The 23,067-nt window shown below is 73.8% G+C and carries 20 protein-coding genes and 1 pseudogene; 9 read left to right on the top strand and 12 right to left on the bottom strand.

The genetic code is table 11. The features are described 5' to 3' along the window. Positions 1-79: 79 nt before the first annotated feature. Complete coding sequence (locus OP18_RS02660; RefSeq protein WP_156089253.1) at positions 80-1,798, bottom strand: Ig-like domain-containing protein; 1,719 nt, start codon at positions 1,796-1,798, stop codon at positions 80-82. Between the two features lie 40 nt (positions 1,799-1,838). Next, positions 1,839-2,891: a PstS family phosphate ABC transporter substrate-binding protein gene (locus tag OP18_RS02655; protein WP_156089252.1), complete on the bottom strand. Its 1,053-nt coding sequence runs from the start codon at positions 2,889-2,891 to the stop codon at positions 1,839-1,841. A gap of 363 nt (positions 2,892-3,254) precedes the next feature. On the opposite strand from OP18_RS02655, the gene OP18_RS02650 reads away from it, so the two are divergent. The 6 genes from OP18_RS02650 to OP18_RS02625 all read left to right on the top strand — a co-directional run bounded on the left by OP18_RS02650 (position 3,255) and on the right by OP18_RS02625 (position 9,559). Next, entirely contained in the window at positions 3,255-5,054 is a 1,800-nt protein-coding gene (locus tag OP18_RS02650) for a serine/threonine-protein kinase (protein WP_033357080.1), read from the top strand. A 246-nt stretch (positions 5,055-5,300) separates the two neighbouring features. Further along, the gene (locus OP18_RS02645; RefSeq protein WP_052386119.1) at positions 5,301-5,753 is read left to right on the top strand and encodes an RrF2 family transcriptional regulator; all 453 of its coding nucleotides are present in this window, start codon (positions 5,301-5,303) and stop codon (positions 5,751-5,753) included. A gap of 30 nt (positions 5,754-5,783) precedes the next feature. After that, positions 5,784-6,821: a sulfate ABC transporter substrate-binding protein gene (locus OP18_RS02640; protein ID WP_033357079.1), complete on the top strand. Its 1,038-nt coding sequence runs from the start codon at positions 5,784-5,786 to the stop codon at positions 6,819-6,821. After that, complete coding sequence (gene cysT, locus OP18_RS02635; RefSeq protein ID WP_033357078.1) at positions 6,818-7,678, top strand: sulfate ABC transporter permease subunit CysT; 861 nt, start codon at positions 6,818-6,820, stop codon at positions 7,676-7,678. The genes OP18_RS02640 and cysT overlap by 4 nt, the downstream gene beginning before the upstream one ends. Continuing rightward, complete coding sequence (locus OP18_RS02630) at positions 7,671-8,543, top strand: sulfate ABC transporter permease (protein WP_081970235.1); 873 nt, start codon at positions 7,671-7,673, stop codon at positions 8,541-8,543. The genes cysT and OP18_RS02630 overlap by 8 nt, the downstream gene beginning before the upstream one ends. Next, on the top strand, positions 8,540-9,559 hold the full coding sequence (locus OP18_RS02625; protein ID WP_033357077.1) for a sulfate/molybdate ABC transporter ATP-binding protein: 1,020 nt from the start codon (positions 8,540-8,542) through the stop codon (positions 9,557-9,559). Before OP18_RS02630 ends, OP18_RS02625 begins: the two co-directional genes overlap by 4 nt. A 356-nt stretch (positions 9,560-9,915) precedes the next feature. Here the strand turns inward: OP18_RS02625 and OP18_RS51045 are convergent, their stop codons facing one another. The 4 genes and pseudogenes from OP18_RS51045 to OP18_RS02605 all read right to left on the bottom strand — a co-directional run bounded on the left by OP18_RS51045 (position 9,916) and on the right by OP18_RS02605 (position 13,388). Further along, positions 9,916-10,356 (bottom strand): hypothetical protein, encoded by a 441-nt coding sequence (locus tag OP18_RS51045; protein WP_156089251.1) that lies wholly within the window; start codon positions 10,354-10,356, stop codon positions 9,916-9,918. 176 nt (positions 10,357-10,532) lie between these two features. Further along, positions 10,533-11,012 (bottom strand): annotated as a pseudogene (locus OP18_RS60240) (SigE family RNA polymerase sigma factor); the annotation flags it as partial. 54 nt (positions 11,013-11,066) lie between these two features. Then, positions 11,067-12,935: a M14 family metallopeptidase gene (locus OP18_RS02610; RefSeq protein ID WP_033357076.1), complete on the bottom strand. Its 1,869-nt coding sequence runs from the start codon at positions 12,933-12,935 to the stop codon at positions 11,067-11,069. Between the two features lie 120 nt (positions 12,936-13,055). Beyond that, positions 13,056-13,388: a VOC family protein gene (locus tag OP18_RS02605; RefSeq protein WP_033357075.1), complete on the bottom strand. Its 333-nt coding sequence runs from the start codon at positions 13,386-13,388 to the stop codon at positions 13,056-13,058. Positions 13,389-13,519: 131 nt separating this feature from the next. On the opposite strand from OP18_RS02605, the gene OP18_RS02600 reads away from it, so the two are divergent. Both OP18_RS02600 and OP18_RS02595 read left to right on the top strand, forming a co-directional pair. Continuing rightward, positions 13,520-14,326, top strand: coding sequence for a ceramidase domain-containing protein (locus tag OP18_RS02600; protein ID WP_052386117.1), 807 nt, complete (start codon positions 13,520-13,522; stop codon positions 14,324-14,326). A 33-nt stretch (positions 14,327-14,359) separates the two neighbouring features. Further along, positions 14,360-15,832 (top strand): MFS transporter, encoded by a 1,473-nt coding sequence (locus OP18_RS02595; protein ID WP_033357074.1) that lies wholly within the window; start codon positions 14,360-14,362, stop codon positions 15,830-15,832. 216 nt (positions 15,833-16,048) lie between these two features. On the opposite strand, the gene OP18_RS02585 is transcribed toward OP18_RS02595, so the two are convergent. Together OP18_RS02585 and eda are read right to left on the bottom strand one after the other, a co-directional pair. Then, entirely contained in the window at positions 16,049-17,149 is a 1,101-nt protein-coding gene (locus tag OP18_RS02585) for a sugar kinase (RefSeq protein ID WP_033357073.1), read from the bottom strand. After that, positions 17,146-17,778: a bifunctional 4-hydroxy-2-oxoglutarate aldolase/2-dehydro-3-deoxy-phosphogluconate aldolase gene (eda, locus tag OP18_RS02580; RefSeq protein ID WP_033357216.1), complete on the bottom strand. Its 633-nt coding sequence runs from the start codon at positions 17,776-17,778 to the stop codon at positions 17,146-17,148. Before eda ends, OP18_RS02585 begins: the two co-directional genes overlap by 4 nt. 46 nt (positions 17,779-17,824) lie before the next feature. Here eda and OP18_RS02575 point away from each other — a divergent pair, with 46 nt between their 5' ends. Continuing rightward, a complete protein-coding gene (locus OP18_RS02575) occupies positions 17,825-18,601 on the top strand; it encodes an IclR family transcriptional regulator (protein WP_033357215.1) in 777 nt (258 codons plus the stop codon). A 73-nt stretch (positions 18,602-18,674) separates the two neighbouring features. Here OP18_RS02575 and OP18_RS02570 read toward each other — a convergent pair whose 3' ends face one another. The 4 genes from OP18_RS02570 to pdhA all read right to left on the bottom strand — a co-directional run bounded on the left by OP18_RS02570 (position 18,675) and on the right by pdhA (position 22,943). After that, the gene (locus OP18_RS02570) at positions 18,675-19,403 is read right to left on the bottom strand and encodes a lipoyl protein ligase domain-containing protein (RefSeq protein WP_052386115.1); all 729 of its coding nucleotides are present in this window, start codon (positions 19,401-19,403) and stop codon (positions 18,675-18,677) included. Continuing rightward, entirely contained in the window at positions 19,400-20,749 is a 1,350-nt protein-coding gene (locus tag OP18_RS02565) for a dihydrolipoamide acetyltransferase family protein (protein ID WP_033357072.1), read from the bottom strand. The genes OP18_RS02570 and OP18_RS02565 overlap by 4 nt, the downstream gene beginning before the upstream one ends. Then, entirely contained in the window at positions 20,749-21,711 is a 963-nt protein-coding gene (locus OP18_RS02560; protein WP_033357213.1) for an alpha-ketoacid dehydrogenase subunit beta, read from the bottom strand. Before OP18_RS02560 ends, OP18_RS02565 begins: the two co-directional genes overlap by 1 nt. 95 nt (positions 21,712-21,806) lie before the next feature. Next, positions 21,807-22,943: a pyruvate dehydrogenase (acetyl-transferring) E1 component subunit alpha gene (gene pdhA / locus OP18_RS02555; protein ID WP_052386114.1), complete on the bottom strand. Its 1,137-nt coding sequence runs from the start codon at positions 22,941-22,943 to the stop codon at positions 21,807-21,809. Positions 22,944-23,067 lie beyond the last annotated feature (124 nt).

The following is a 23,067-nucleotide window of genomic DNA, read 5'->3' as shown; positions in this document are numbered from 1 at the left end:
CGTCCGTCGGTGGTGCGACAGTTGGCACAGGCCGGCCCGGGGCAGCCCGGGCCGACCTGGCGGTTTGCTCAGGGCACCGTCAGGGGCTGACCAGGGTCAGCGTGAGGGTGCTGGTGTACAGACCCGTCGGCGACGTGTCCGGAATCCGCAGCTCCAGGGCGGAGCTGAGGTTCTTCGTGCCGAGCCCGTTGCCCGGGGCGGCCTTGGCGAACTGGCTGCTCGTCTGCAGACCGTTGCTGGTGGCCGTCTTGAGCTTCGAGTCGACCGCCACGCCGGCGGCCACCGTGCCCTCGGCGTCGCCGCCGCTGGTCGCCGGGACCCAGCCGAGGTTGGCCGCCGGCACCACGGTCTGGCCGTTGCGGAAGTCCGCGGCCTGGCCGTTGAGCGTCCAGCCGTCCTGGGTGGGCCGGGTGTCGTTGACCGAGACACCGGTCAAGTTGCCCGTGAACACCCAGGCGTGCCGGTGACCCGTCGGGTCGGTCGCCTGCGCCGGGTGGCCGTTCGGGTCGTTCACCGGCACCTGCGTCAGGTGCACGGCGGTGCCCGCCGCGACCTGGAGCACCAGCGCACCGGCGAACGGGTCGGTGTCGTTCTGCGCGTCGAGCGGCACGGCCGCCGAGTTCGCACCGACCACCGCGTAGTTCAGGATCGACGAGGACGACGACTGGAAGCCGCCGACGCTCGGCGTGAACGTCGCGATGAGCAGGTGGTTGCCCGTCGCCAGGGCCTTCACGAGCGTCGCCACACCGGTGGCGGCGTCGTAGGTGCCCGTGCCCAGGTCCGTGGCGCCGTCGAAGAAGCGGACCGAGCCGGCGGTGCCGGCCGGGGCCACGCTCGCCGAGAGCGTCACGTCGAGGGTGCCGCCGGAGCCGGCCGCGGTCCCGCTGGGCGGGGTCGCGGACAGCGTGGTGGTGGTCGGCGTGCCCGGGGCGTTCACGGTGAAGGGCAGCGCCGTGGAGGTGGAGCCGGAGAAGGCGGAGGTGTCACTCGGCGTGAACTGCGCGGTGAGCGAGTGACTGCCGACCGACGGCGTGACGCTGATGGTCGCGTTGCCCGTGGCCGGGTTGTACGTGCCGGCACCGAGGTCCGTCGCACCGTCGAAGAAGTGCACCGAACCGGCGGTGTTGGCCGGGGTGACGTGCGCGGTCAGGGTGACCGCGGTGCCGCTGCCGACCGGGCCGGCCGGGTTCGCGGACAGCGTGGTGGTGGTGGCCGTCGCCGACGCCGGGTGGACGACCGTCCACGTGCCGGCGGTGGTGTCGACCTGGACGTCCACGCGGAAGTAGTTCACGTCGGGGGACTGGCCCGCGGCGGTCGTGATCAGGCGGAGCTGGTAGATGTTCGCCAGGTTCGCGGCCGTCTCGGTGTTGGGCTTGCTCGCGATGTACGCGCCCAGGGAGGTGCCGGCCGTGGCGCTGACGAGCGGGGTCGTCAGGGCGTTGAGCGGCGCCGGCGCGGTGGGGTTCGGGAAGTTGCTGGTGTTGGTGACGACCGCCGACTCGAACTGGTCGGTCGGCGTGGCCGCCTTCGGGGTGGCTACCCGGAGGAAGGCCCTCGTGTCCCCGGCCCGGCCCGCGCCGCTGGCCGCAGCGAACGCCACCATCGGGCTGTCGCTGAGGTTGCCGCCGGTGATGACGGCGCCGCTGGCGTTGTACAGGGTGATGCCGCCGATCGCGTTGGGGTCGGGCTCGAAGCCCGGGGTCACCGCCGCGTGGGCGACACCTCCCCCCACCAGAACGCTGGCCACGACCGCCAGGGCTGCCGCCCCGACCGTCAGGGACCTTGAGCGAATCTTCAACTGGGACTCCGTTTCGAAGGAATGGTGTGCGGGACCGCGGTTACGCGGTGTGGCACAGGCCCGCGTCGGCGTACTGGTACGTGAAACCGGCCGAGTCCTCGATCAGGGGCTGCGCGAGGAAGGACTGCGACAGGAACCCGTTCGGCGCGAACAGCGCCTTGTTCCAGGAGGTGTTGATCTCGCTGTTGCGGACGATGAAGTACACCGGGCGGGTCACGTCGAACGCCGAGCCGCCGGACAGCAGCGTGATCGGGTCCTGCGCGGCGCCGGCGTTGAAGTACCCGTTGTGGATCATGACCAGCCGGGCGGTCGAGAACGGCGCGATGGCGTTCGCGTTGCTCTGGATGACCGACGCGTCGTGCTCCTCGGCCCGGACCAGGCCCTCAGCGGTGGTGCGCAGCTGAGCCTCGGTCAGGCCGATCTGGGCGATGAAGAACTGCTCGGTGCCGGAGGTCGCGGGCGGCAGGATCGGCACGATCGTGGCGCCCGGGTTCGGCCCGTTGTACCCGGTGACCTGACCCCAGGTGGTGATCTGCGGCGGGCTGCTGTAGATCTTCTTGAGGTCGGCGGTGCTGATGCCGGCGGTGCCGGCGTTCGAGGCGACCGTCTTGGACACGGCGATCTTCAGACCGTCGAGGCCGAGCTGGTAGCAGCGCAGGCCGCCCCAGCCGTTGGCGACCGCGCGGTCGTCCTCGGCCTTGGTGGGCTTGCGGGAGCTGCGCACGAACTGCACCTTGTGCACCGCGCCGGTGTCGGTCTGCGTGAGATACGTCAGACCACCGCCGGAGCCGTTCGGCCGGGTGACCGGGAAGTTGCCGCCGCGCAGCACGACGGTGGCACCCGCCGTGAGCTTGCCACTGGCGTCACCGGTCGCGTCGAAGTTGAACACCCGGCCGCCCGCGGCGTTGAAACCCGGGTTGCCCTGGTAGTCGCCGTCGGCCAGGAAGTCGGCGGCGTACTGGATGGTGTCGGACCCGATGCCGACGATGTCGTTGCCCTGTGCCGCGACATCCGCGTGAGCGGCGGTGGCCTGGGAGAACAGGAGCACCGCTACCCCCGCCACCCCCAGCCCGACCTTACTGATGTGTCGCATTCCATGACCTTTCCGCCCTGCACTCGAAGTTGAATGCGAGTGGGACCTTCGCAGTGCAGGACCACCGCCGAGTGCTGCGTCAATGAACGACGAATGAATCTGCATACCGCGGGTGTGCGTTTGATTCTCAGATCGGGGACATTGCGAAATCGTGAGCCTTTTCCGGTCGCATGAATCGCCGCGTCAAGAAAGGCCTGCGCCGGACATGCGGCAGATGAACAGCGCCTCGCGTCCGGACCCATCCGGACCGTCCGCGCCAAACGGTGCGGGGGTGGCAGAACGGGTGAGAGCGACCGCCGCGACGGCCGGGCGGGCGGCCCCCGGCGGCTAGAATCGCCGCAGCCCTGCCAGCCTGGAGGCCTCGTGGTCACTGCGCCGCGGATCCGTGGTTACCGCGACCTCACGCTGATCAGCGCGCGCGGTGGCCAGGCCCACGTGTTCCGGGCGCACAAGGCGACGATGGACGGCTCCCCCGTCGCGATCAAGGTGTACAAGCAGGACCTCGACGACGCCGACCAGCGGCGCTTCCTGCGTGAGGTCGAGGCGTTGCGGGCGCTGCGCGGCCGGCCGCACGTGGTGCGGCTGCTGGAGGCGGACCTCACCGCCGACGGCGCCGGGTACGTGGTCATGGACCTGTACGCCGCCTCGGTCGCCGACCGGCTGGCCGACGGGCGGACGCTGCCGGTCGCCGACGTGCTGCGCATCGGCGCGCAGGTGGCCGAGGCGCTCATGTACGCGCACGAGGCACCGACGCGCATCCTGCACCGCGACATCAAGCCCAGCAACATCCTGCTCGCCGACGACGGCAGCGCGGTGCTGACCGACTTCGGCATCTCCGCGATCTGGCGGACCGACGGCGCGTACACCGCGACGGCCAGGATCGGCACGCGCGGCTACATGGCGCCGGAGATCCACGCCGGGCACGCCGACAGCGTCGCGTCGGACCTGTACTCGCTCGGCGCCACCCTGCACACGCTGCTGCTCGGCGAGCCGCCGTCGGCGCTCGCGCCGGCCGCGCAGCTGCCCACGGTGCCGGAGCCGCTCGCCGCCGTGCTGTGCCGGGCGCTGTCGCCGGACCCGGCGCAGCGACCGGAGTCGGCCCGCCGGCTGCGCGAGGACCTGCTGCAGGCGACGGCGCGGGAGACCGGCGCGTTCGCCGCGGCGCCGCCGGCCGCCACCAGGGTCATGCCGGAGCGGCCCGCGGCCCCGGCCCGGGTCCACCCGCGACTGCTGGAGACCCCGGTCGCCGACCCGGACCTCGGCCGCAACATCGGCGTGGGGCTGGCCGCGCTGCTCGGCGCGCTGGGGCTGCTGACCCTGCTCGACTGGGTCTGGTGGGCCGGCGCGCTGCTGGTCGCGGTGCCGATCGGCGCGGCCGTGGCGCTGCGGGCGGCGCTGCACGCCCGGCGGCTGGCCGGGCCCGCCGCGGCGGCGTCGCTGGCCTGTTACGCGGTGCCGGTCGTGACCTACGCGGCGCGCCTGGGCGAGCACCCGTTCGTCAACCTCGGGATGCTGGCGCTCGTGCTGGTCGCGTTCGGCGGCCAGGTCACCGCGATCCACGAGATCGAGCGGTACGTGCGGCAGGACCTCGCCCAGGCGGAGGTCGCCCGGGCGAACGAGGAGCGCCGGCAGCTGTTCGAGTCCTCCGCCGGCCGGTACTGGCTGGACGGCGCCGACCCGCCGCCGTGGCTGGACGACGTGCTGGGCGCGCTGCCGGCGGCCCGGGCCATGCCGTGGCGGGACGGGCTGGTGCGGCACGCGGTGGTGTGCGACCGCAGCGTGGTGCTCGTGACGGTGCTGGACGGCGCGCGCCCCGGCTCGTACGACCTCGACCCGGCCGGCGGGCACCCCTGCCGGGTGTTCGCCGACGGCCGCCCCAACACCTCCGTCGACACGAGGCTGCGCGAGCTCGCCCGCCGGGTCGACGGCGTCGGCTGGGGCGCGGCCGGCGTGAGCGCCGGCTGTGTCGTGGTGCTCACCACGGACGGCACCCGGTCCGACGGGATCCGTCTCGCGCCGGCCCAGTTCGACTCGACCAGCCTGACGGTGGTCGTCGCCCCGGACGTCGCGACCGCCGTGATCCGGCTGCTGGCCGGCGCCGAACGCCTGGTCATCGACCCCGTGCTGCTGCGCGCGGTGTGGGAGCGGGCGGCGCGGGCCTGACCCTCGCGGGTGCCGCCGTCCCGGCGGTTCAGCGATCCGATCGACCGATGTAACGCAACCCACACGGATCGACTGCGCCCCGCAACCTTGACAGCCCGCGTCGCGCAACTATTCTATTCCTACCTACTAACTAGAGAAGTAGGAAAGATAGGAAAGCTAGGGATTGCCGCTCGAGCCGGAACGGAGACAGGCAGCGTGCACAGGTGTTGTCGCCGACCACAGGCGAGCTGATCGGAGCACAGCGACGTGCACATCTCCGTCCGCGCCGACTACGCGATCAGAGCCATGCTCGCCATCGCCGCGGCCGACCCGGGCCGCGTCACGGCGGCACAGCTGGCCCAGCACGAGCAGATGTCCATCGGCTCGCTGCAGACGGTCCTGCTCGAACTGCGCCGCGTCGGGCTCGTGCTCAGCCACCGCGGCACCGAGCGGGGCTACGGCCTGGCCCGGCCGGCGTCGGCCATCACGGTCGGCGAGATCCTCCGCGCCATGAACGGGGCGCTGACCACGGTGCGTGGCCTGCCCACCGGCCAGGCCACCTACGACGGGGTCGGCCGCGGGCTGCGCAGGGTCTGGCTGTCGGTCGACACCGCGGTCAACGCGATCGTCGACCAGGCCACCCTCGCCGACCTGCTGGCCGAGGACCGCACCGAGGAACGCACCGAGGAACACGTACGGCACCGCACGACCCCCATATGAGCACCGCCTACCCAGGAGGACAGGTTCCCCATGAAGCACCCGATCAGAGCGACTGCCACGCTCATGCTCGCCGCCGGCTTACTGCTGTCGGCGTGCGCGGGGACCACCAGGAAGGCCGACGCCGGCACCGGTGGCGAGTCCACCACGCTCAACATCGTCGGCTTCGCGGTGCCTGAGGCCGCGAACAAGGCGATCGCCGCGGAGTGGAACAAGACCCCGGCGGGCAAGGGCGTCAAGTTCCAGACCTCCTACGGCGCCTCCGGCGACCAGAGCCGCGCGGTCGTGGCCGGCCTCAAGGCCGACTACGTGCACTTCTCGGTCTCCAGCGACGTGACCCGCCTGGTCGACGCCAAGCTGGTCGACCCGACCTGGAACCAGGGCCCGACCAAGGGCATCGTCTCCTCCTCGGTCGTGGTCCTCGCGGTCCGCCCGGGCAACCCGAAGCACATCAACGGCTGGGACGACCTGGTCAAGCCCGGCATCGGCATCGTCACGCCGAACCCGGCCTCCTCCGGCGCGGCCCGCTGGAACGCCCTGGCGGCGTGGGGTCACGTCACCGCCAACGGCGGCACCGACGCGCAGGCCGGCGAGTTCCTCACCAAGCTCTTCGCCAACGTCGTCGCGCTGCCCGGCAGCGGCCGCGACGCCACCACCGCCTTCCTCGGCGGCACCGGCGACGTGCTGCTCGCCTACGAGAACGAGGCCATCCTGGCCCGGCAGAGCGGCGAGAAGCTCGACTGGGTCTACCCCGACACCACGATCCTCATCGAGAACCCGGGCGCGATCCTCACCAACGCCAACCCGAAGGCGAAGGAGTGGCTCGACTTCGTGCTGAGCCCCGCCGGTCAGCGCCAGTTCGTGCTCAAGGGCTTCCGGCCGGTCATCTCCGGCGTCGACGCCAAGGGTGTCGAGGGCGCCATCGACCCGAACGACCCCTTCCCGACCCCGAAGAAGCTGCTCACCGTCGACAAGGACTTCGAGAGCTGGTCGAAGCTGTCGAAGAAGTACTTCGACGAGAAAGAGGGCCTGATCGTCAAGATCATCGCCGCGTCGGGCAAAGCCAAGTGACCACCGCGACCTCGACGCCTGACGTCGACCAGAGCCGGCCGGCGGGCAACCGCCGGCCGGCTCCGGCCGGTCAGCCCCTCACCCGCGTCTCCGGCCTCGGGCTCGGGGTCGCGATGCTGTGGTTCAGCCTGCTGGTGCTCATCCCGCTCGCCGCGGTCGTCGCCGTCGCCGGCTCGGAGGGCTGGGGCGGCTTCTGGGACGCGATCACCGCCGAGCAGACCCTCGCCTCGATCGAGCTCACCATCTTCACCTCGATCGGGGTGACGCTGGTCAACGTGGTGATGGGCACGCTCATCGCGTGGGTGCTGGTCCGGGACCGGTTCTTCGGCAAGCGCGTGCTGGAGGTGCTCGTCGACATCCCGTTCGCGCTGCCGACGATCGTCGCGGGCCTGGTGCTGCTGTCGCTGTACGGCCCGGCCAGCCCCATCGGCGTCGACATCGCCAACACCAGGGTCGCGGTGTTCGTCGCGTTCCTGTTCGTGACGCTGCCGTTCATCGTGCGCACGGTGCAGCCGGTGCTCGCCGAGATCGACCAGGACGTCGAGGAGGCCGCCGCCTCGCTCGGCGCCAGCCGGTTCACCATCTTCCGGCGGGTCATCCTGCCCAGCCTCACCCCGGCGATCACCGCCGGGGCCGCGCTGTCCTTCGCCCGCGGCGTCAGCGAGTACGGCTCGCTGGTCCTGCTGTCGGGCAACCTGCCGATGCGCACCGAGGTCACCTCCGTGCGCATCTTCAGCAGCATCGAGAACGACCACCTGGAGAACGCGGCGGCCGTCGCCACCGTGCTGCTGGTGATCTCGTTCGCCGTCATCGTCATCCTCGACGTGATCCAGCGAAGGACGGTGCGCCGTGGCTGACACCATCACCGAACCCGCGCCGGCACCGGCGCCGCGCAGGCGCACCGGCAAGGCCTGGACCCGCCGCCGCGGCCCGGTCACCCACCTGGTCCGACTCGTCGTCGTCACGTACCTGTTCTTCCTGGTCGCGTGGCCGGTGTACCTGGTGGGCCAGAACACCTTCCGCAAGGGCTTCGACGACCTGCGGGCGATCCTCACCGACCCCGACATCGTGCACGCCCTGCACCTGTCGGTGGAGATCGCGATCATCTCGGTGGTCATCAACACCGTCTTCAGCGTCCTCGTGTCGATCCTGCTGGTGCGGTACCGCTTCCCCGGCAAGCGGCTGCTCAACGCGCTGCTGGACATGCCGCTGTCGGTGTCGCCGGTGGTCGTGGGCCTGTCGCTGGTGCTCGTCTACGGCGGGCGCAACGGCTGGTTCGGCCCGACCCTGGAGAGCTGGGGCCTGCAGATCATCTTCGCCGAGGCCGGCATGGTCATGGCGACCGTCTTCGTCGCCCTGCCGCTGGTCATCCGCGAGGTCGTGCCGGTGCTGCAGGAGATCGGCGACGAGCAGGAGCAGGCCGCCCGCAGCCTGGGCGCCAACGCCCTGCAGACCTTCGTCCGGATCACGCTGCCGTCCATCAAGTGGGGCATCATCTACGGCGTCGTGCTGAGCCTCGCCCGCTCGCTCGGCGAGTTCGGCGCCGTGAAGATCGTGTCCGGCAACGTGCTGGGCCTCACCCGCACCGCACCGCTCGTGGTCGAGGAGAAGTACCTCAACTTCGACAAGGGCGGCGCCTACGCCACCGCCTTCCTCCTCGCCCTCGTGGCCGTGGCCAGCATCATCGTCGTATCCGTCCTCCGGCCGAAGGAAGAACGTTGAGCATCGAGATCGCAGGGGTCGGCAAGCGCTTCGGGGACTTCGTCGCGCTCGACAACGTATCGGTGAGCATCCCGTCGGGCCGGCTCACGGCGCTGCTGGGCCCGTCCGGCGGCGGCAAGTCCACGCTGCTGCGCATCATCGCCGGCCTGGAGCGCGCCGACACGGGCCGGGTCGAGATCGAGGGCGTCGACGCGACGGACCTGCCGCCGCAGAAGCGCAACGTCGGCTTCGTCTTCCAGCACTACGCCGCGTTCAAGCACATGTCGGTGCGCCGCAACGTCGCCTTCGGCCTGCAGATCCGCAAGCGGCCGAAGGCGGAGATCGCCGCGCGGGTCGACGAACTGCTGCACCTGGTGCACCTGGAGCAGTTCGCCGACCGGCTGCCCGCGCAGCTGTCCGGCGGCCAGCGCCAGCGCATGGCCCTGGCCCGGGCCCTCGCGGTGAAGCCCACGGTCCTGCTGCTCGACGAGCCGTTCGGCGCGCTGGACGCCAAGGTCCGCAAGGAGCTGCGCGACTGGCTGCGCCGGCTGCACGACGAGGTCGAGGTGACCACGGTGTTCGTCACCCACGACCAGGAGGAGGCCCTCGAGGTCGCCGACGAGATCGTCGTCATCAACGACGGGCGCATCGAGCAGATCGGCTCCCCCGACGACCTGTACGACCGCCCGGCCAACGACTTCGTCATGCGCTTCCTCGGCCCGGTCACCCAGCTCGGCGACCACCTGGTGCGCCCGCACGACCTGCAGATCAGCACGACCCCGACCGGCCCGGACGACGTGACCGGCACGGTCACGCGGATCACCCGGATCGGCTTCGAGATCCGCATCGACGTCACCACCACGACCGGCCAGCCGGTCATCGTGACCGTGACCCGCAACGAGTTCCTCGCCCTCGGCCTGGACACCGGCGCGACCGTGCACCTGCGCATCGCCCCCGGCAGCCCCACCACCGCCGCCGCGCCCGCCGCACCCGCCACGGCCGGCGCCGACCACGACCTCGCGGCGAGCAGCATCTGACCGGCCGGGGCGCTTCGCCCCGCTGTCCACAGAGGAGACGCGGGACGGCGCGGGCCGTCCCGCTCCCGGACACCGGACCGGGTCTTCGTCGACGCCGCCGGCAACGCGCCGGTCGGGGCGTGGAAGGACGGCGCGGCAAGCGGGAGCGGCGGCACCTGCACGGCGTGGTGTCCTACACCTACCAGGTCGGCGACGCCGACCCGGTGACGGTCACCGCCGCCGCCGACGGCACCGTCACCTGGACGCCAGGCTCCCCCGTGCGGGCACAGCCTGTCCGTGCGCAGCCGCACCGCGGGCGGGCCGGCCTGCGGGTACACGTCCACCGGCGGGTGGGTGAGCTCGCCGCGGCCGGGCCGTCACCAGGTGTCGGGGTGCTCCAGGTCCTCGACGGGCCGGTAGCCGCCCAGGACCCGCAGGCCGTCCTGCTCGGTGTAGCCGCTGCCCCGGCCAGTGAGGAACAGGTCGACCAGGCACGGCTGCACGAGCATCTCCAGCAGCCCGTCGCCGGTGCGCGCCACCCGGTAGGGGCCGGCGGTCAGCTCGCCGGTGACGGTCTCCATGCCCGGCGGGGTGCGCTCGGCGCGGACCGTGAGCCAGCGGGCGGTGCCGTCGCCGGCGACGAGGGCGCCCTCGGCGAAGCCGCCGCGCTCCGGGGTGCCGAGGACCACCGAGCAGTGCAGCACCCGCGCGCCGGCGGGCAGCGCCGTCAGGCCGAACGGCACCACGCAGCGGCGGGCCTCGTCGAAGGTCACCCGGGCCGCCGCCGCGACCGCCTCGTCCCGGTCCGCGGCGTACATGTCGAGCTGCGCCCACAGGCCGTCGCCCGGCTGCCAGCGCACCGACCACAGCCGGCGGGTGCCGTCCGGGGCCCAGGAACTCGACGCTCTCGGTGCCGTACCCGGCGCTCCAGGTGGCGTAGTCGGCGCCGGCGGCCAGACCGTCGGCGGCGAAGTGCAGCACCCGCGGGTCGGCGCCGACGGCGTCGGGGCGCCGGTGCGGCGCGGAGCGTGTCGAGGGCACGTTTCGCATGGGTCCGCACGGTGCCGGTGGAGCAGTCCAGGATCTCCGCGATCCGCGCGTCGTCCATGTCCTCGTAGTAGCGCAGCACGATGACGGCGCGTTGCCGGGCGGGCAGCGCGCGGACCAGCCGCCACAGCGCGTCGCGCTCGGCGATGTCGGCGGCCTCGTCGGCGGTGCCGGGCGGCTCGGCGACCGCCTCGACGGTCACCTCCCGGCTGCTGCGCCGCCGCCACCACGAGCGGTGGGCGTTGACCATCATCCGGCGCACGTAGACGTCCGGGCGCTCGGTGCCCGCGATGCGCCCCCAGCGGCTGTAGGCCCTGGCCAGGACGTCCTGCACGAGGTCCTCGGCGCGGTGGTCGTCGCCGGTGAGCAGCCTGGCGAAGCGGAACAGCGCCGGGGTCCGGGCGAACGCGTACTCCTCGAACGTCACGTCCCTACACACGCGGCGGGCCGCCCGTGCCGTGGACACGGGCGGCCGGCTCTTCTACGTCTGGCGGATCGTGACGTTGTCGACGCCCGCCTCCACCAGGCTCGCGGTCGAGGCGTCCGCCGCCTCGACCAGGATCCGGACGGTCTGCCCCGCGTACGGGGTGAGGTTGGCGCTGGCGGTCGCCCACGACGCGTCCCGGTCGGTGGCCGCGCCGGCGGCCGTGAACAGCACCGTGGTGCCGCTGCCGGTGACCACGCTGACCCGCAGGAAGTCCGCCGACGACGCGTTGCTGCCGTGGCCGAGGTACCACGACCAGGTCAGCGTCAGCGTGCCGGTCGACGGCAGCGTGACGCTCGGCGAGCGCACGCTGGTGGTGCCGCCGTCGACGTCGTTGGCGCCGGCGCTGGCGCCGGCCAGGCGCGCCGTCACCAGGTCGTTGCTGCCGCTGACCGTGGTGCCGAGCTGCTTCGGGCCGCTGGAGTCGGTGGCCTCGGGGTCGCCGCGCTCCCAGGCGCCGCTGGTCGCGGTGTCCGTGCCGGACGGGTTGACCGTCCAGCCGAGGTTGGACTCGAAGTCGTCGGACCACACGGTGGTGCCCTGGCCCGCGCCGCAGTACTGCGCCTCCTTGCCGATCACCCGGTACGGGCAGTCGGCGTACTCGGCGATCTGCAGGCTCGCCTCCCGGTTCAGGGCGGTCTGCGCCGCGATCACCTCGTCGGGCGGGTAGAAGCCGCCGCCGCCGGAGCTGCCCGGGTACATCTCGAACGTGTACGACCAGATCCGCTGGTCGCCCCACATCCAGTCGTCGATGGACCCGTCGGTGATGTACAGGTCGCTGGCCTGCTCGGGGGTGTAGCCGTTGGTGCCGGCCAGCTGCACGCCGAGGGTGCGGAACGTCGCCTCCTGGTCGGCGTCCAGGCCGGGCGCGGTGTTCGCGGTCGTATAGCCGAACGGCCACAGCACGAGCTTGCCGTAGGTGTGGAAGTCGATGTGCGTTCTGATCTGCTGCACCCCGCCGACGCGCCGGCTGAGCACGAAGTCGCGGACCCGAGACGTCTCCGGCGCGGAGAACGCCGACGGCCCGCGGTACGTCTCGGAGCTGGTCGTGCCCGATGAGCCGCCGCAGCAGCCGAAGTTGTACGCCCAGTTGCGGTTGAGGTCGGTGCCGACGTTGCTGCTGCCGCTGTTCGGCTGGCGGTTCTTGCGCCACGACCGGTAGGAGCCGGTCGCGATGTCGTACTCGCCGCCGTCGGGGTTCATGTCCGGCACGATCCAGATCTCGCGCGAGTCGACGACGGCGGTGATCCGCGGGTCGGTGCCGTAGTTGTCGGTGAGCTGCTTGATCAGGTACAGCGCCATCTCGACGGTGAGGTGCTCCCGGGCGTGCTGGTGGGCGGTGTAGATGACCTCGGGCTCGTTCTCGTCGACGCCGACGTTGTCGGAGATCTTGATGACCGGGATGCTGCGGCCCTCGTACGAGGTGCCGAGGCTCGTCCTGCTCAGGATCGCCGGGTGGTCGGCGACGGCCTGGTCGAGCTCGGCGGTCAGCTCCGCGTAGTTGTGGTACGCCGAGTCCGCGGACGGGAAGTCCTGGACGGTGGCCGGCCCGCCGGGGGTGGCGGGGCGCAGCGCCCGGGTGACGGTGAAGCCCTGCTGCCGCAGGCTCGCCACCTCCGACGGGGTCGCGGTGATGTCGGCGACGCCGTGCTCGACGCCGTCCAGCGACGCGCCGCTGGCCGCGATCCGGTTGCGCTGCTCGAGCGTGGTGACGTCGCTGACCAGGTACGGCGCGGACGTCTCGGCGGCGACCAGGTCGGTCGGGGCCGCGCCGGCCGGGGCCGCGGCCGGGCTGATGGCGGCGACCAGGAGGGTGCCGGTCGCGGCGACGGTGAGGGGGATGGAGCGCCAACGGGAATGGCTCATCAAGCCTCCTTGGGTGTGGAGGTGCACCGGAGTTACCAGGTGACCACCCGGGAGACGTCAAGACAACATCCGTCTTCGTCAATAACGCCGGCCGCTGTGCGCGGCCGGCGTCATCGGTCGCTACTTGCCGCGCAGGCCGACCGGGTTGCCGTCGGGGTCCTGCAGCACGCAGACCCGCGAGCCGGGCGCGACCTCCCGCGGCGCGCTGCGTTCGGTGGCGCCGGCGGCGAGCAGCGCGGCGTGGGCGGCGTCGAGGTCGTCGACGTCGACGTAGGCCACGGGCCCGCCGGCGACGTCGCCCTGCGGCGCCAGGCTGACCTCGAAGCCGTTGGCGTTGAAGCCGACGTAGTAGGGCTGGTCGGTGTGGGGCGCGCCGAACAGCGCCGTGTAGACCGCCTTGGCGGCGGCCAGGTCGGTCACGGGCACGACCACGCTGCGGATCGTCGGGTTCATCTGCGGGTTCCTCTCCGGTTCGGGGGCGGCTGGCTGTCGCATCCACAACCGCCGGTTCCCCGGGGACGTTACGGACCGCGGGGCGTGCGAGTGGCCACATTGGACGAAACGGTGCGTCCTATGGTTGCCGCATGGACCGTGACCGCAGGCCGATCACCGCCGCCGTGGCCACCGCGGCCGTCTCGTGCGGGCTGCTCGCGGCCGCGCTGCGGTGGGGCTGGCTCGGCCCCGACGCGGGGCGCGGCGCCGAGTTCTGCGAGGCCGGCCGCGACTGGGTGGTGCGGCAGCCGGCGAACACCTTCAGCAACGCCGGGTTCGTCGCGGCCGGGCTGCTCATCGCCTGGCACGCCGGGGCGCGTCCCGACCCAGGTGCCGGGGCCGGTCCGCGGCGGCGGGCGACCGCCCTGGCGTGTCTCGTGGTGCTGCTCGGGCCGGGCAGCGCGGCGATGCACGCCACCCAGTCCGTGCTCGGCGGGCACCTGGACCTGCTGAGCATGTACCTCATCGCCGCGTTCGCCGCCGCCTCCGCGACGACGCGGTGGCTGCGGGCCGGCACCGCGGTGCTCGCCGGGGTCTTCGCGGGCGCCGTGGCCGCCTGCGAGGCCGCCGGCGCGTGGGACGTGCGGGTGCCGGTGGTGCTGCACCCCGGCAACGCCGCGTTCGGCCTGCTGCTGCTCACCGCGGCCGCCCTGGAGATCGCGATCATCCGCCGGGACCGCACCGCGCCGGGCGCCGGTTTCGCGTACGCCGCGATCGCCGTGCTCCTGGTCGCGTTCGCGGTGTGGAACGCCGCGCAGGCGTGGCTGTGCGACCCGCGCTCGCCGCTGCAGGGCCACGCCGCCTGGCACCTGCTGTGCGCGGTGTCGGCGTACCTGCTGTACCGCTACTACGCCGCCACCGATCTTGTGGTGCGCCGGGCGGACGCCTATGGTGCGTGAGGGAAACACTGTTTCCCAATCGAGGAGGCGCCCGTGGCAGGCACCGACCGTGGCGGCACCGTGCTGGTGGACGCCTTCGCCGGACGGCCGCCGGTGCCGGTGCGCCCCGGCGCGACCGCGCCCCTGGGCTGGTGGCCGGCGATCTGCGTGGCCCTCGTCGCGTTCGTCGACCGGGTCGAGTACAACCTGCTGGCCGGGGTCGTGCCGCAGCTCCAGGAGGAGTTCGGGCTCAGCGACAAGGCGGTCGGCGCGATCCCGACCGCCGGCGCGATCGCCGGGGTGGTGCTGCTGCTGCCGGCGGGCCGGCTCGCCGACACCAGCCGGCGCAACTGGATCATCGCCGCCGTGGTCGGCGCGTGGGCGGTGCTGACCCTCGGCACGGGCCTGGCCGGGTCCTACGCCGTGCTCTTCGGCATCCGGGTGCTGCTCGGCGCGGCCGGGCAGCTGTACAACCCGCCGGCGTCCAGCCTGCTCGCCGACTACTTCCCGCCCGGCGGCCGGGCCCGCGCCTACGGCCTGGAGCGCCTCGGCTACTTCGTCGGCCTGCCGGTCGGCGTCCTGGTCGGCGGGGCCCTCGCCCAGGCGGTCGGGTGGCGGCAGGCGTTCCTGGTCGTCGCGGTGCCGGGCGCCGTCATCGCCCTGCTGTGCCTCACCATCCGCGAGCCGCTGCGCGGGCTCGGCGACCGGATCGGCGCCCTGGCCGCGGCGGCGCGGGTGCCGGCGCCGGCGACGCCACCGCCGCCGGCCGGGCCGGGCCCGGCGGTGCCGATGCTGCGGCAGCTGCGGGACCTGGTGCGGATCCCGACGCTGCGGTCGGTCGTGGCCGGGCTGACCATCATGTTCTTCGGCCTGGGCGGCCTGTTCTTCTGGATGCCGACGTTCTACCAGCGGCAGTTCGGCCTGGACGAGGCCGCCGCGACCGGGATCGCCGGCGGGGTCGGCGGGATGGGCATCGTGCTCGGTGTCGTCGTCGGCAGCCGGTACGGCGACCGCTTCCACGGCCGGCGCCCCGGCTGGCGGATGGTCCTGGCCGGCACGGCCCTGTTCGCCGGCGCGCTCGGGCTGGCGGTCGCGGCGCTGGCGCCGGTGCTGGCGGTGCAGATCGCCGGGTACTTCGTCGCCAACGCCGGCTTCTCCGCCGCGATCCCGAACCTGACCGCGGCGAACGCCGACGTCGTCCCCGCCCACCGGCGCGGCCTGGGTTTCGCGGTGCTCAACGCGGTCGTCACCCTCGGCGGCGCGGCCGGGCCGTTCCTCGTCGGGGTCGCCTCCGACGCCCTCGCGGGCGGCAGCGGCCCGGGCTCGCTGCGCGGCGCGTTCACCGTGCTGCTGCTGCCACTCGGCGCCGGCGCCTGGATCATCCTGCGCGGCGGCCGGACCTTCGACGCCGACATCGCCCGCGCCACCGGCGGCGACCCTGCGGCGCCCGCCGCCACCGACCCGACCGCCGCCACCGACCCGAGCGCCGCCACCGACCCGAGCGCCACGACGGACCCGGCCCACTGACGCCCCGACCCGTTGACGTCCCGGCCCCTGACGGACCAGACCCCTGGCAGAGGCGTCCCTCGCCGCGGCGCGGTGTCGGGCGGTCGCGGGGCAGGTCCTGACCGGCGGGCGGACAGCGGGCGGGCCCGGCGTCGGCGACAGTGGGAGGCGCACCGGGGCACCCGGCCCCCGGCAGGCGGGCCGTGCGAGGCACACCTGCCGGAGGCCGGGCCCGGCTCAGCGCTGGACGCGGGCGCCGCCGCCGCGGACCAGGGACTCGACCTCGGCGAGGCTCGCCATCGACGTGTCGCCGGGGGTGGTCATCGCCAGGGCGCCGTGGGCCGCGCCGTACTCGACCGCGGTGGCGATCCCGCCGTCGCGCTCCAGCAGGGCGAAGATGAGGCCGGAGGCGAAACTGTCGCCGCCGCCGACCCGGTCCAGGATCTCCAGGCCGGGCCGGTGCGTCGCCTCGGCGAAGTCGCCGCCGGCCCACGCGACCGCGCCCCAGTCGTTGACGGTGGCGCTGCGCACGGCGCGCAGCGTGGTGGCGACGACCTTGAAGTTCGGGTACTCCTCGACGACCGCCTTGATCATCGTCTTGAAGTTGCCGGCGTCAAGCGCGCCGGCGTGGATGTCGGTGTCCGGCACGGCGAAGCCGAGGCAGGCCGTGAAGTCCTCCTCGTTGCCGATCATGACGTCGACCAGGCCGGCGAGGCGGCGGTTGACCTCCTGGGCGCGGGCCTGCCCGCCGACGGCCTTCCACAGGCTGGGCCGGTAGTTGAGGTCGTAGGACACGATCGTGCCGTGCCGGCGCGCGGCGGTCATCGCCGCCTCGACGGTCTCCGGGGCGGTCTCCGACAGCGCCGCGTAGATGCCGCCGGTGTGCAGCCACCGGACCCCGAGCGTGCCGAACAGGTGCTCCCAGTCGACGTCGTCGGGGCGCAGCTGGCTGGCGGCGGTGTGCCCGCGGTCGGACGTGCCGACGGCGCCGCGCACGCCGAAGCCGCGCTCGGTGAAGTTGAGCCCGTTGCGGGCGGCGCGGCCGATGCCGTCGTAGGGCACCCAGCGGATGAAGGCGGTGTCGACGCCACCCTGCAGGATGAGGTCCTCCAGCAGCCGCCCCACCTCGTTGTCGGCGAACGCGGTCACGATCGCCGTGCGCAGCCCGAAGCAGCGGCGCAGGCCGCGGGCGACGTTGTACTCCCCGCCGCCCTCCCACGCCTGGAAGCTGCGGGCGGTGCGGACCCGGCCGGCGCCGGGGTCGAGGCGCAGCATCACCTCGCCGAGGGAGACGAGGTCGTAGCGGCACTCCTCCTTGGGGCGCGGGGTGAGCGTCATTTCGCCGCCACCTCCACCGCGGCCGCGGCGCGGCTGGTGACCTCGTCCCAGCGCCCGGCGGCGAGCAGGTCGGGGGCGACGATCCAGCTCGCGCCGACCGCCTGGACGGCGGGCAGGGCCAGGTAGTCGGGCATCACGGCGGGGGTGATGCCACCGGTCGGGATGAACCGGACCCCGCGGAACGGCGCGGCCAGGGCCTTGATCATCGCGGCGCCGCCGAGCTGCTCGGCGGGGAAGAACTTGACGAGGTCCAGGCCGGCGTCGAGGGCCATCTGGATCTCGGTGGCGGTCGCCGCGCCGGGCACGACCAGCACGCCGGCGTCCTGGCAGGCGGCGACGACGGCCGGGGCGAACCCGGGCGTCACCACGAACCGGGCGCCGGCGGCGATGGCCCGCTCGGCCTGCTGGGCGGTCAGCACGGTGCCGGCGCCGACGACCAGGTCGTCGCGGCCGGCGAGGGCCTCGATCGCATCCAGGCCGGCGGCGGTGCGCAGGGTGATCTCGGCCGCCGTCAGGCCGCCCTTGACCAGGGCGTCGCCGAGCGCGCCGGCGTGCCGGGCGTCCTCCAGGACGACCACCGGCACCACGCGGCCGATGGCAAGCTGTTCACGATTCTGAACGTCAGTCACGAGTGTGAACATAGTGGAAGCCGCGCCGGTTCGCTACAGTGGCGCCGTGCAGCAGGAGCTCCAGGACTTCCAGCCGGTCAAGTCCGCCGGGCGCACGCTCGACGTGCTCGAGGTCCTCGCCGGCCAGCCGCGCGCCTGGACCCTGGTCGACCTCGCCCGCGAGCTGGGCATCCCGAAGAGCAGCCTGCACGGGCTCATGCGCACCATGACCGCCCGCGGCTGGGTGCGCGCCGACGAGACCGGCACCCGGTTCCGGCTGGGCATGCGCGCCCTGCAGGTCGGCGCCGCCTACCTCGACGGCGACGACAGCGTCGCGGTGGTCTCCGGGGTGCTGGACGAGCTGTCCCGGCGGCTCGGCGAGACCGTGCACCTCGGCCGGATCGACGGCGACCAGATCGTGTATCTCGCCAAGCGCGACTCGACGCACCGGCTGCGGCTGTACAGCGCCGTGGGCCGCCGGCTGCCCGCGCACGCGACCGCGCTGGGCAAGGCGCTGCTGGCGCAGCACCCCGACGCCGACGTCGACCGGATGCTCACGTTCCCGCTGCAGCGGCTCACCGCGGGCACCGTCACCCAGCGCGGCGAGCTGCACCGGGCCCTCGCCGAGGTCCGCGCCGCCGGCTATGCGGTGGACCGGGAGGAGAACGCGGAGGGCATCGTCTGCGTCGCGATGGCGGTGCCGCTGACCGACCCGGCCACCGACGCGGTGTCCGTGTCCGTGCCGACGACCCGGATGGGCGCCGACGTCGAGCGCCGCATCGTCGACGCGCTGACCGACCTGATCCAGCCGCTCGGGCAGGCCCGCAGCATGCTGTCCGCCTGACCGGACGCTGACCCGGGCCGCCCCCGGCCGGCCCGGCGCGCCGGACGCGGCCGGCGGTGCGGGCCCCGCGCCGTCAGCCCCGCATCCCGTAGGCGGCCAGCACCGCCGACGTGACCGCCGCGACCGTGACGCCCGGCAGCGCGTCCTCCAGGGCGCCGACGGCCGCCGGGTCCAGGTCGTAGCCGAGCGCGGCGTAGGCGGCGCGCAGCGGCGCGCGGAGCGCGGCCGCGCCGGTCACCTGGATGATCGAGCTGAACAGCCAGCCGTCGCGGGTGACCCGCTGGGCGGAGCCGACGACCTTGCGGGTGCCGCCGAGGTTGACGCTGTACTCGCCGGGACAGTACTCGCCGGGGACGGCCCCGACCCGGGCGTCGGCGCCGAGCGCGGTGAGCACGCCGGCGTGCAGGGCGGCGAACCGGCGGAACCGCGCGACCGTGTCCCGCGAGGCGTCCGGGGTGCGGTACACGTGGTCGACGACGACGCTGCCCTGGTGGTACACGGCGAGGCGGCCACCCTGCGGGCGCACCACCGGCGTCCAGCCGAGCCGGCGCACCGCCCCGGCCGCGGCCGGGTAGCCGGGGCGCAGCGTGTCGCGGCGGCTGAACGCGGCCGTGGGCGACGGCGAGTACACCCGCAGGAACTGCCGCCCGTCGCGCAGACCGGGCAGATCTTCCGGCAGATCGTCCGGCAGGTCGTCCGGCAGGTCGCCGCGCAGCAGCTCCTGGCCGAGGGTGACGTCCCGCGCCGGGCCGCCGGGCAGCGGGTGCCCGGCGAGCAGCACGGCGGCCGGCACGGCGGTCACAGCCTGGCGATGGCCGACGCGGGGTCCTCGATGGCGTCGGCGACGCTGCGCATGAACCCGGCGGCGGTGCCGCCGTCGCACACGCGGTGGTCGAACACGAAGCTCATCTGCGTGATCTTACGGACGCACAGCTGGCCGTCCACGACCCACGGCCGGTCGATGATCCGGCCGAGGCCGAGGATCGCCACCTGCGGGTGGTTGATGATCGCGGCGCTGCCGTCGACCCGGAACGCGCCGTAGTTGTTGAGGGTGAACGTCCCCGCCGACAGCTCCCGCGCCGTGCTGCGGCCCTCGCGGGCGGTCGCGGTGAGCCGGCGGATCTCGGTGTCCAGCTGCGCGGTGGTCATGGCGTCGGCGCCGATGACGGCCGGCACGACGAGCCCGCGCTCGCCCTGCACCGCGATGCCGAGGTCCACCCGGTCGAACTCCACGATCTCCTGGCGCTGCGTGTCGAGCCGCGCGTTGAACACCGGGTACTCGCGCAGCGCCGCGACCACGAACCGGGCCACGTACGCGATCAGGCCCGGCCCGCCGGGGGTGCGCTCGCGCAGCTGCCACAGCCGGGTCGCGTCGACGTCGACCCAGACGGTCGCCTCGGGGATCTCGGCGCGGCTGCGGCTCAGCGCGGCGGACACCGTCTTGCGGAACCCGTTCAGCGGCACCCGCCGCTCCCCCGCCGCCACCGGCGCGGGCGGAGCCGCGGGCGACGACGCGGGCGACGACGCGGCCGCGGTGAGGGCGCGCTCCACGTCGGACCGGGTGATGACGCCGCCCTCGCCGGTGCCCTCGAGGGTGCGCAGGTCCAGACCGTTGGCCCGGGCGAGGTTGCGCACGATGGGCGAGACGACCAGCGGCACCGGCCGCGGCGTCCCGGCGCCCCCCGCGGCACCCCGGGTGCCGGACACGCCCGGCCGCACGCCGCCCCGCGGGCGGCGCCGGCGACCGGAGGTGGTGCCGCCGGAGGTGCCGTAGCCGATGAGGACGTTGCCCGACCCGGCCTGCTCCTCCTCCCGGTAGGTGGCCGCCGCCGCGGCCGCCGCCGGCGATGCGGCCGGTGCCGCGGCGGGTGCTGCCGAAGGTGCGCCCACGGTGGCGGGCTCCCGGTCCAGGGCGGCCACCGTGATGAGCGGCCGGCCCACCTCGACCGTCGCCCCGGGCGCCGCGTGCAGGGTCTCGACCCGGCCCGCGTACGGCGACGGCACCTCCACCACCGACTTGGCGGTCTCCACTTCGACGATGCTCTGGTCCACGGCGACCACGTCACCCTCGGCGACGAGCCACCGCACGATCTCCGCCTCGGTGAGCCCCTCACCGAGGTCCGGCAGCAGGAACGTGCGCGCCGCCATCACTGCTCCCACTGCAGGTCGTCGACGGCGTCCAGGACCCGGTCCACGCCGGGCAGCTGGAAGTGCTCGAGCTTCGGCGGCGGGTACGGGATGTCGAGCCCGGTGACCCGGCGGACCGGCGCGGCGAGGGCGTTGAAGCAGCGCTCCGTGACCCGGGCGACGATCTCGGCGGAGACGCCGGCGAACCCGGCGGACTCGGTGACGACCACGGCCCGGCCGGTCGAGCGGACCGCGGCGCACACGGTCTCGTCGTCGAACGGCACGATCGAGCGCAGGTCGACGACCTGCAGGCTGCGCCCCTCCCGCGCGGCGGCCTCGGCGGCCTGCAGCGCGACCGGCACGGACGGCCCGTAGGCGATGAGGGTGGCGTCGGTGCCGTGCCGGCGCACCACGGCGGTGCCGATGCCCGGGGCCCGCGACGGCAGCTCGACCTCGCCCTTGCTCCAGTACAGCTTCTTCGGCTCGAGGAAGACGACCGGGTCCGGCGAGGCGACCGCGGCGCGCAGCAGCGCGTAGGCGTCGGCGGGCGTGGCCGGGGCGAGCACGTGCAGGCCCGGGGTGTGCGCGTAGTAGGCCTCGGAGGAGTCGCAGTGGTGCTCGACGCCGCCGATGCCGCCCGCGTACGGCACCCGGATCACCATCGGCAGCGCGACCCGGCCCCGGGTGCGGTTGCGCATCTTCGCGACGTGGCTGACGATCTGCTCGAACGCCGGGTAGGCGAACGCGTCGAACTGCATCTCCACCACCGGCCGCATGCCGTTCATCGCCATGCCCACGGCCATGCCGACGATGCCGGACTCGGCCAGGGGCGTGTCGAAGCAGCGGACCTCGCCGAACTCGGCGGTGAGGCCGTCGGTGATGCGGAAGACGCCGCCGAGCGCGCCGACGTCCTCACCGAACACGACGACCGACGGGTCCTCGGCCAGCGCGTCGCGCAGGGCCCGGTTGAGCGCCTGCGCCATCGACAGGGTGACGGTCCCGGCGGCCGGCCGCACCGGCCCGGCCGGGGCCGCCGGGGGCGCCTGCGGCGCGGTGGTCATGGGTTCGGCGACGGCGGTCATCGGGCTGCTCCTTCCGGGCTGCGCCGGTCGGCTGCGTGGTCGGGGGCGCCGAGCTCCCGGCTGAGCTCGTCGGCGACGAGTGCCGCCTGCTCCCGCAGCTGCGGGGTGGGGGTGGCGTACACGTGGGCGAACAGGTCCGCGGGGTCGGGTTCGACGTCCCGGTTGAGCCCGTCGCGCAGGTGCGCCGCGACCCGCTCGGCCTCGGCGGTGAAGGCGGCCAGCTGCTCGTCGCCGAGCACGCCGCGCTCGCGCAGGTGGGTGGTGAGCCGGGTGATCGGGTCGCGCTCGACCCACGCCGCGACCTCGGCGTCGTCGCGGTACCGGGTGGCGTCGTCGGCGTTGGTGTGCGCCTGCATCCGGTACGTGTGCGCCTCCACCAGCTGCGGGCCGCCGCCGGCGCGGGCCCGGGCCACGGCGGCGCCGAGCACCGCGAGCAGGGCGGCCATGTCGTTGCCGTCGACCCGCTCGCCGGGCACGCCGTAGCCGATGCCCTTGTGCGCCAGGGACGGCGCGGCGCTCTGCCGGGACAGCGGCACGCTGATCGCGTACTCGTTGTTCTGCACGAAGAACACGACGGGGGCGTGGAAGACGGCGGCGAAGTTGAGCGCCTCGTGGAAGTCGCCCTCGCTGGTGCCGCCGTCGCCGCACATGGCCATGACGACGGTCGGCTCGCCGCGCAGCGTGGCCGCGTGCGCGACCCCGACCGCGTGCGGCAGCTGGGTCGCGAGGGGGGTGGCGTGCGGGGCGACGTGGTGCTCGTACGGGTCGTACCCGCAGTGCCAGTCGCCCTTGAGCAGGCTCAGCGCCTCGACCGGGTCGACGCCGCGGCCGACGGCGGCGACGGTGTCACGGTAGGTGGGGAACAGCCAGTCGCCGTCGTCGAGGACCTGGGCCGCGGCGACCTGGCACGCTTCCTGCCCGTGCGAGGACGGGTACACGGCGAGGCGCCCCTGTCGCACGAGGGCGTACGCCTGGTCGTTGAGCCGGCGCGCGGTGAGCAGCGCACCGAGCGCCCGCAGCAGGGCGGCGTCGTCCGGGGCGGGGTACGGCGCACCCCCGACGGCCCGGCCGCGCGCGTCGATGAGGCTGACGGGCTCCGCGGAGGGCAGCAGGTGACTCGGGTCACGTGACATGCGGCAATACTGGGCCTCATGCCATTCGCGTTCCACTGCCCGGCCGGAAACGAGAAGATGGAGCCCGGGACCGGCCCGGACCGGGCCAAACGTCCAAACCTAGGGCTCGTTCAGCAACGGTGGT

It is taken from the genome of Dactylosporangium aurantiacum (assembly GCF_000716715.1).
In the GTDB taxonomy this organism is placed as follows: Bacteria; Actinomycetota; Actinomycetes; order Mycobacteriales; family Micromonosporaceae; genus Dactylosporangium; species Dactylosporangium aurantiacum.
Note: the sequence above shows the minus strand (reverse complement) of the source record. Positions and strands in the feature narration are given on the sequence as shown.

What these genes read in the sequence shown, in the direction of transcription:
- OP18_RS02655 (WP_156089252.1), bottom strand. Translation starts at nt 2,891, where the DNA reads ATGCGACACATCAGTAAGGTCGGGCTGGGGGTGGCGGGGGTAGCGGTG.
- OP18_RS02640 (WP_033357079.1), top strand. Translation starts at nt 5,784, where the DNA reads ATGAAGCACCCGATCAGAGCGACTGCCACGCTCATGCTCGCCGCCGGC.
- OP18_RS51045 (WP_156089251.1), bottom strand. Translation starts at nt 10,356, where the DNA reads ATGTACGCCGCGGACCGGGACGAGGCGGTCGCGGCGGCGGCCCGGGTG.
- OP18_RS02610 (WP_033357076.1), bottom strand. Translation starts at nt 12,935, where the DNA reads ATGAGCCATTCCCGTTGGCGCTCCATCCCCCTCACCGTCGCCGCGACC.
- OP18_RS02605 (WP_033357075.1), bottom strand. Translation starts at nt 13,388, where the DNA reads ATGAACCCGACGATCCGCAGCGTGGTCGTGCCCGTGACCGACCTGGCC.
- OP18_RS02600 (WP_052386117.1), top strand. Translation starts at nt 13,520, where the DNA reads ATGGACCGTGACCGCAGGCCGATCACCGCCGCCGTGGCCACCGCGGCC.
- OP18_RS02585 (WP_033357073.1), bottom strand. Translation starts at nt 17,149, where the DNA reads ATGACGCTCACCCCGCGCCCCAAGGAGGAGTGCCGCTACGACCTCGTC.
- OP18_RS02565 (WP_033357072.1), bottom strand. Translation starts at nt 20,749, where the DNA reads ATGGCGGCGCGCACGTTCCTGCTGCCGGACCTCGGTGAGGGGCTCACC.
- OP18_RS02560 (WP_033357213.1), bottom strand. Translation starts at nt 21,711, where the DNA reads ATGGCGCAGGCGCTCAACCGGGCCCTGCGCGACGCGCTGGCCGAGGAC.
- pdhA (WP_052386114.1), bottom strand. Translation starts at nt 22,943, where the DNA reads ATGTCACGTGACCCGAGTCACCTGCTGCCCTCCGCGGAGCCCGTCAGC.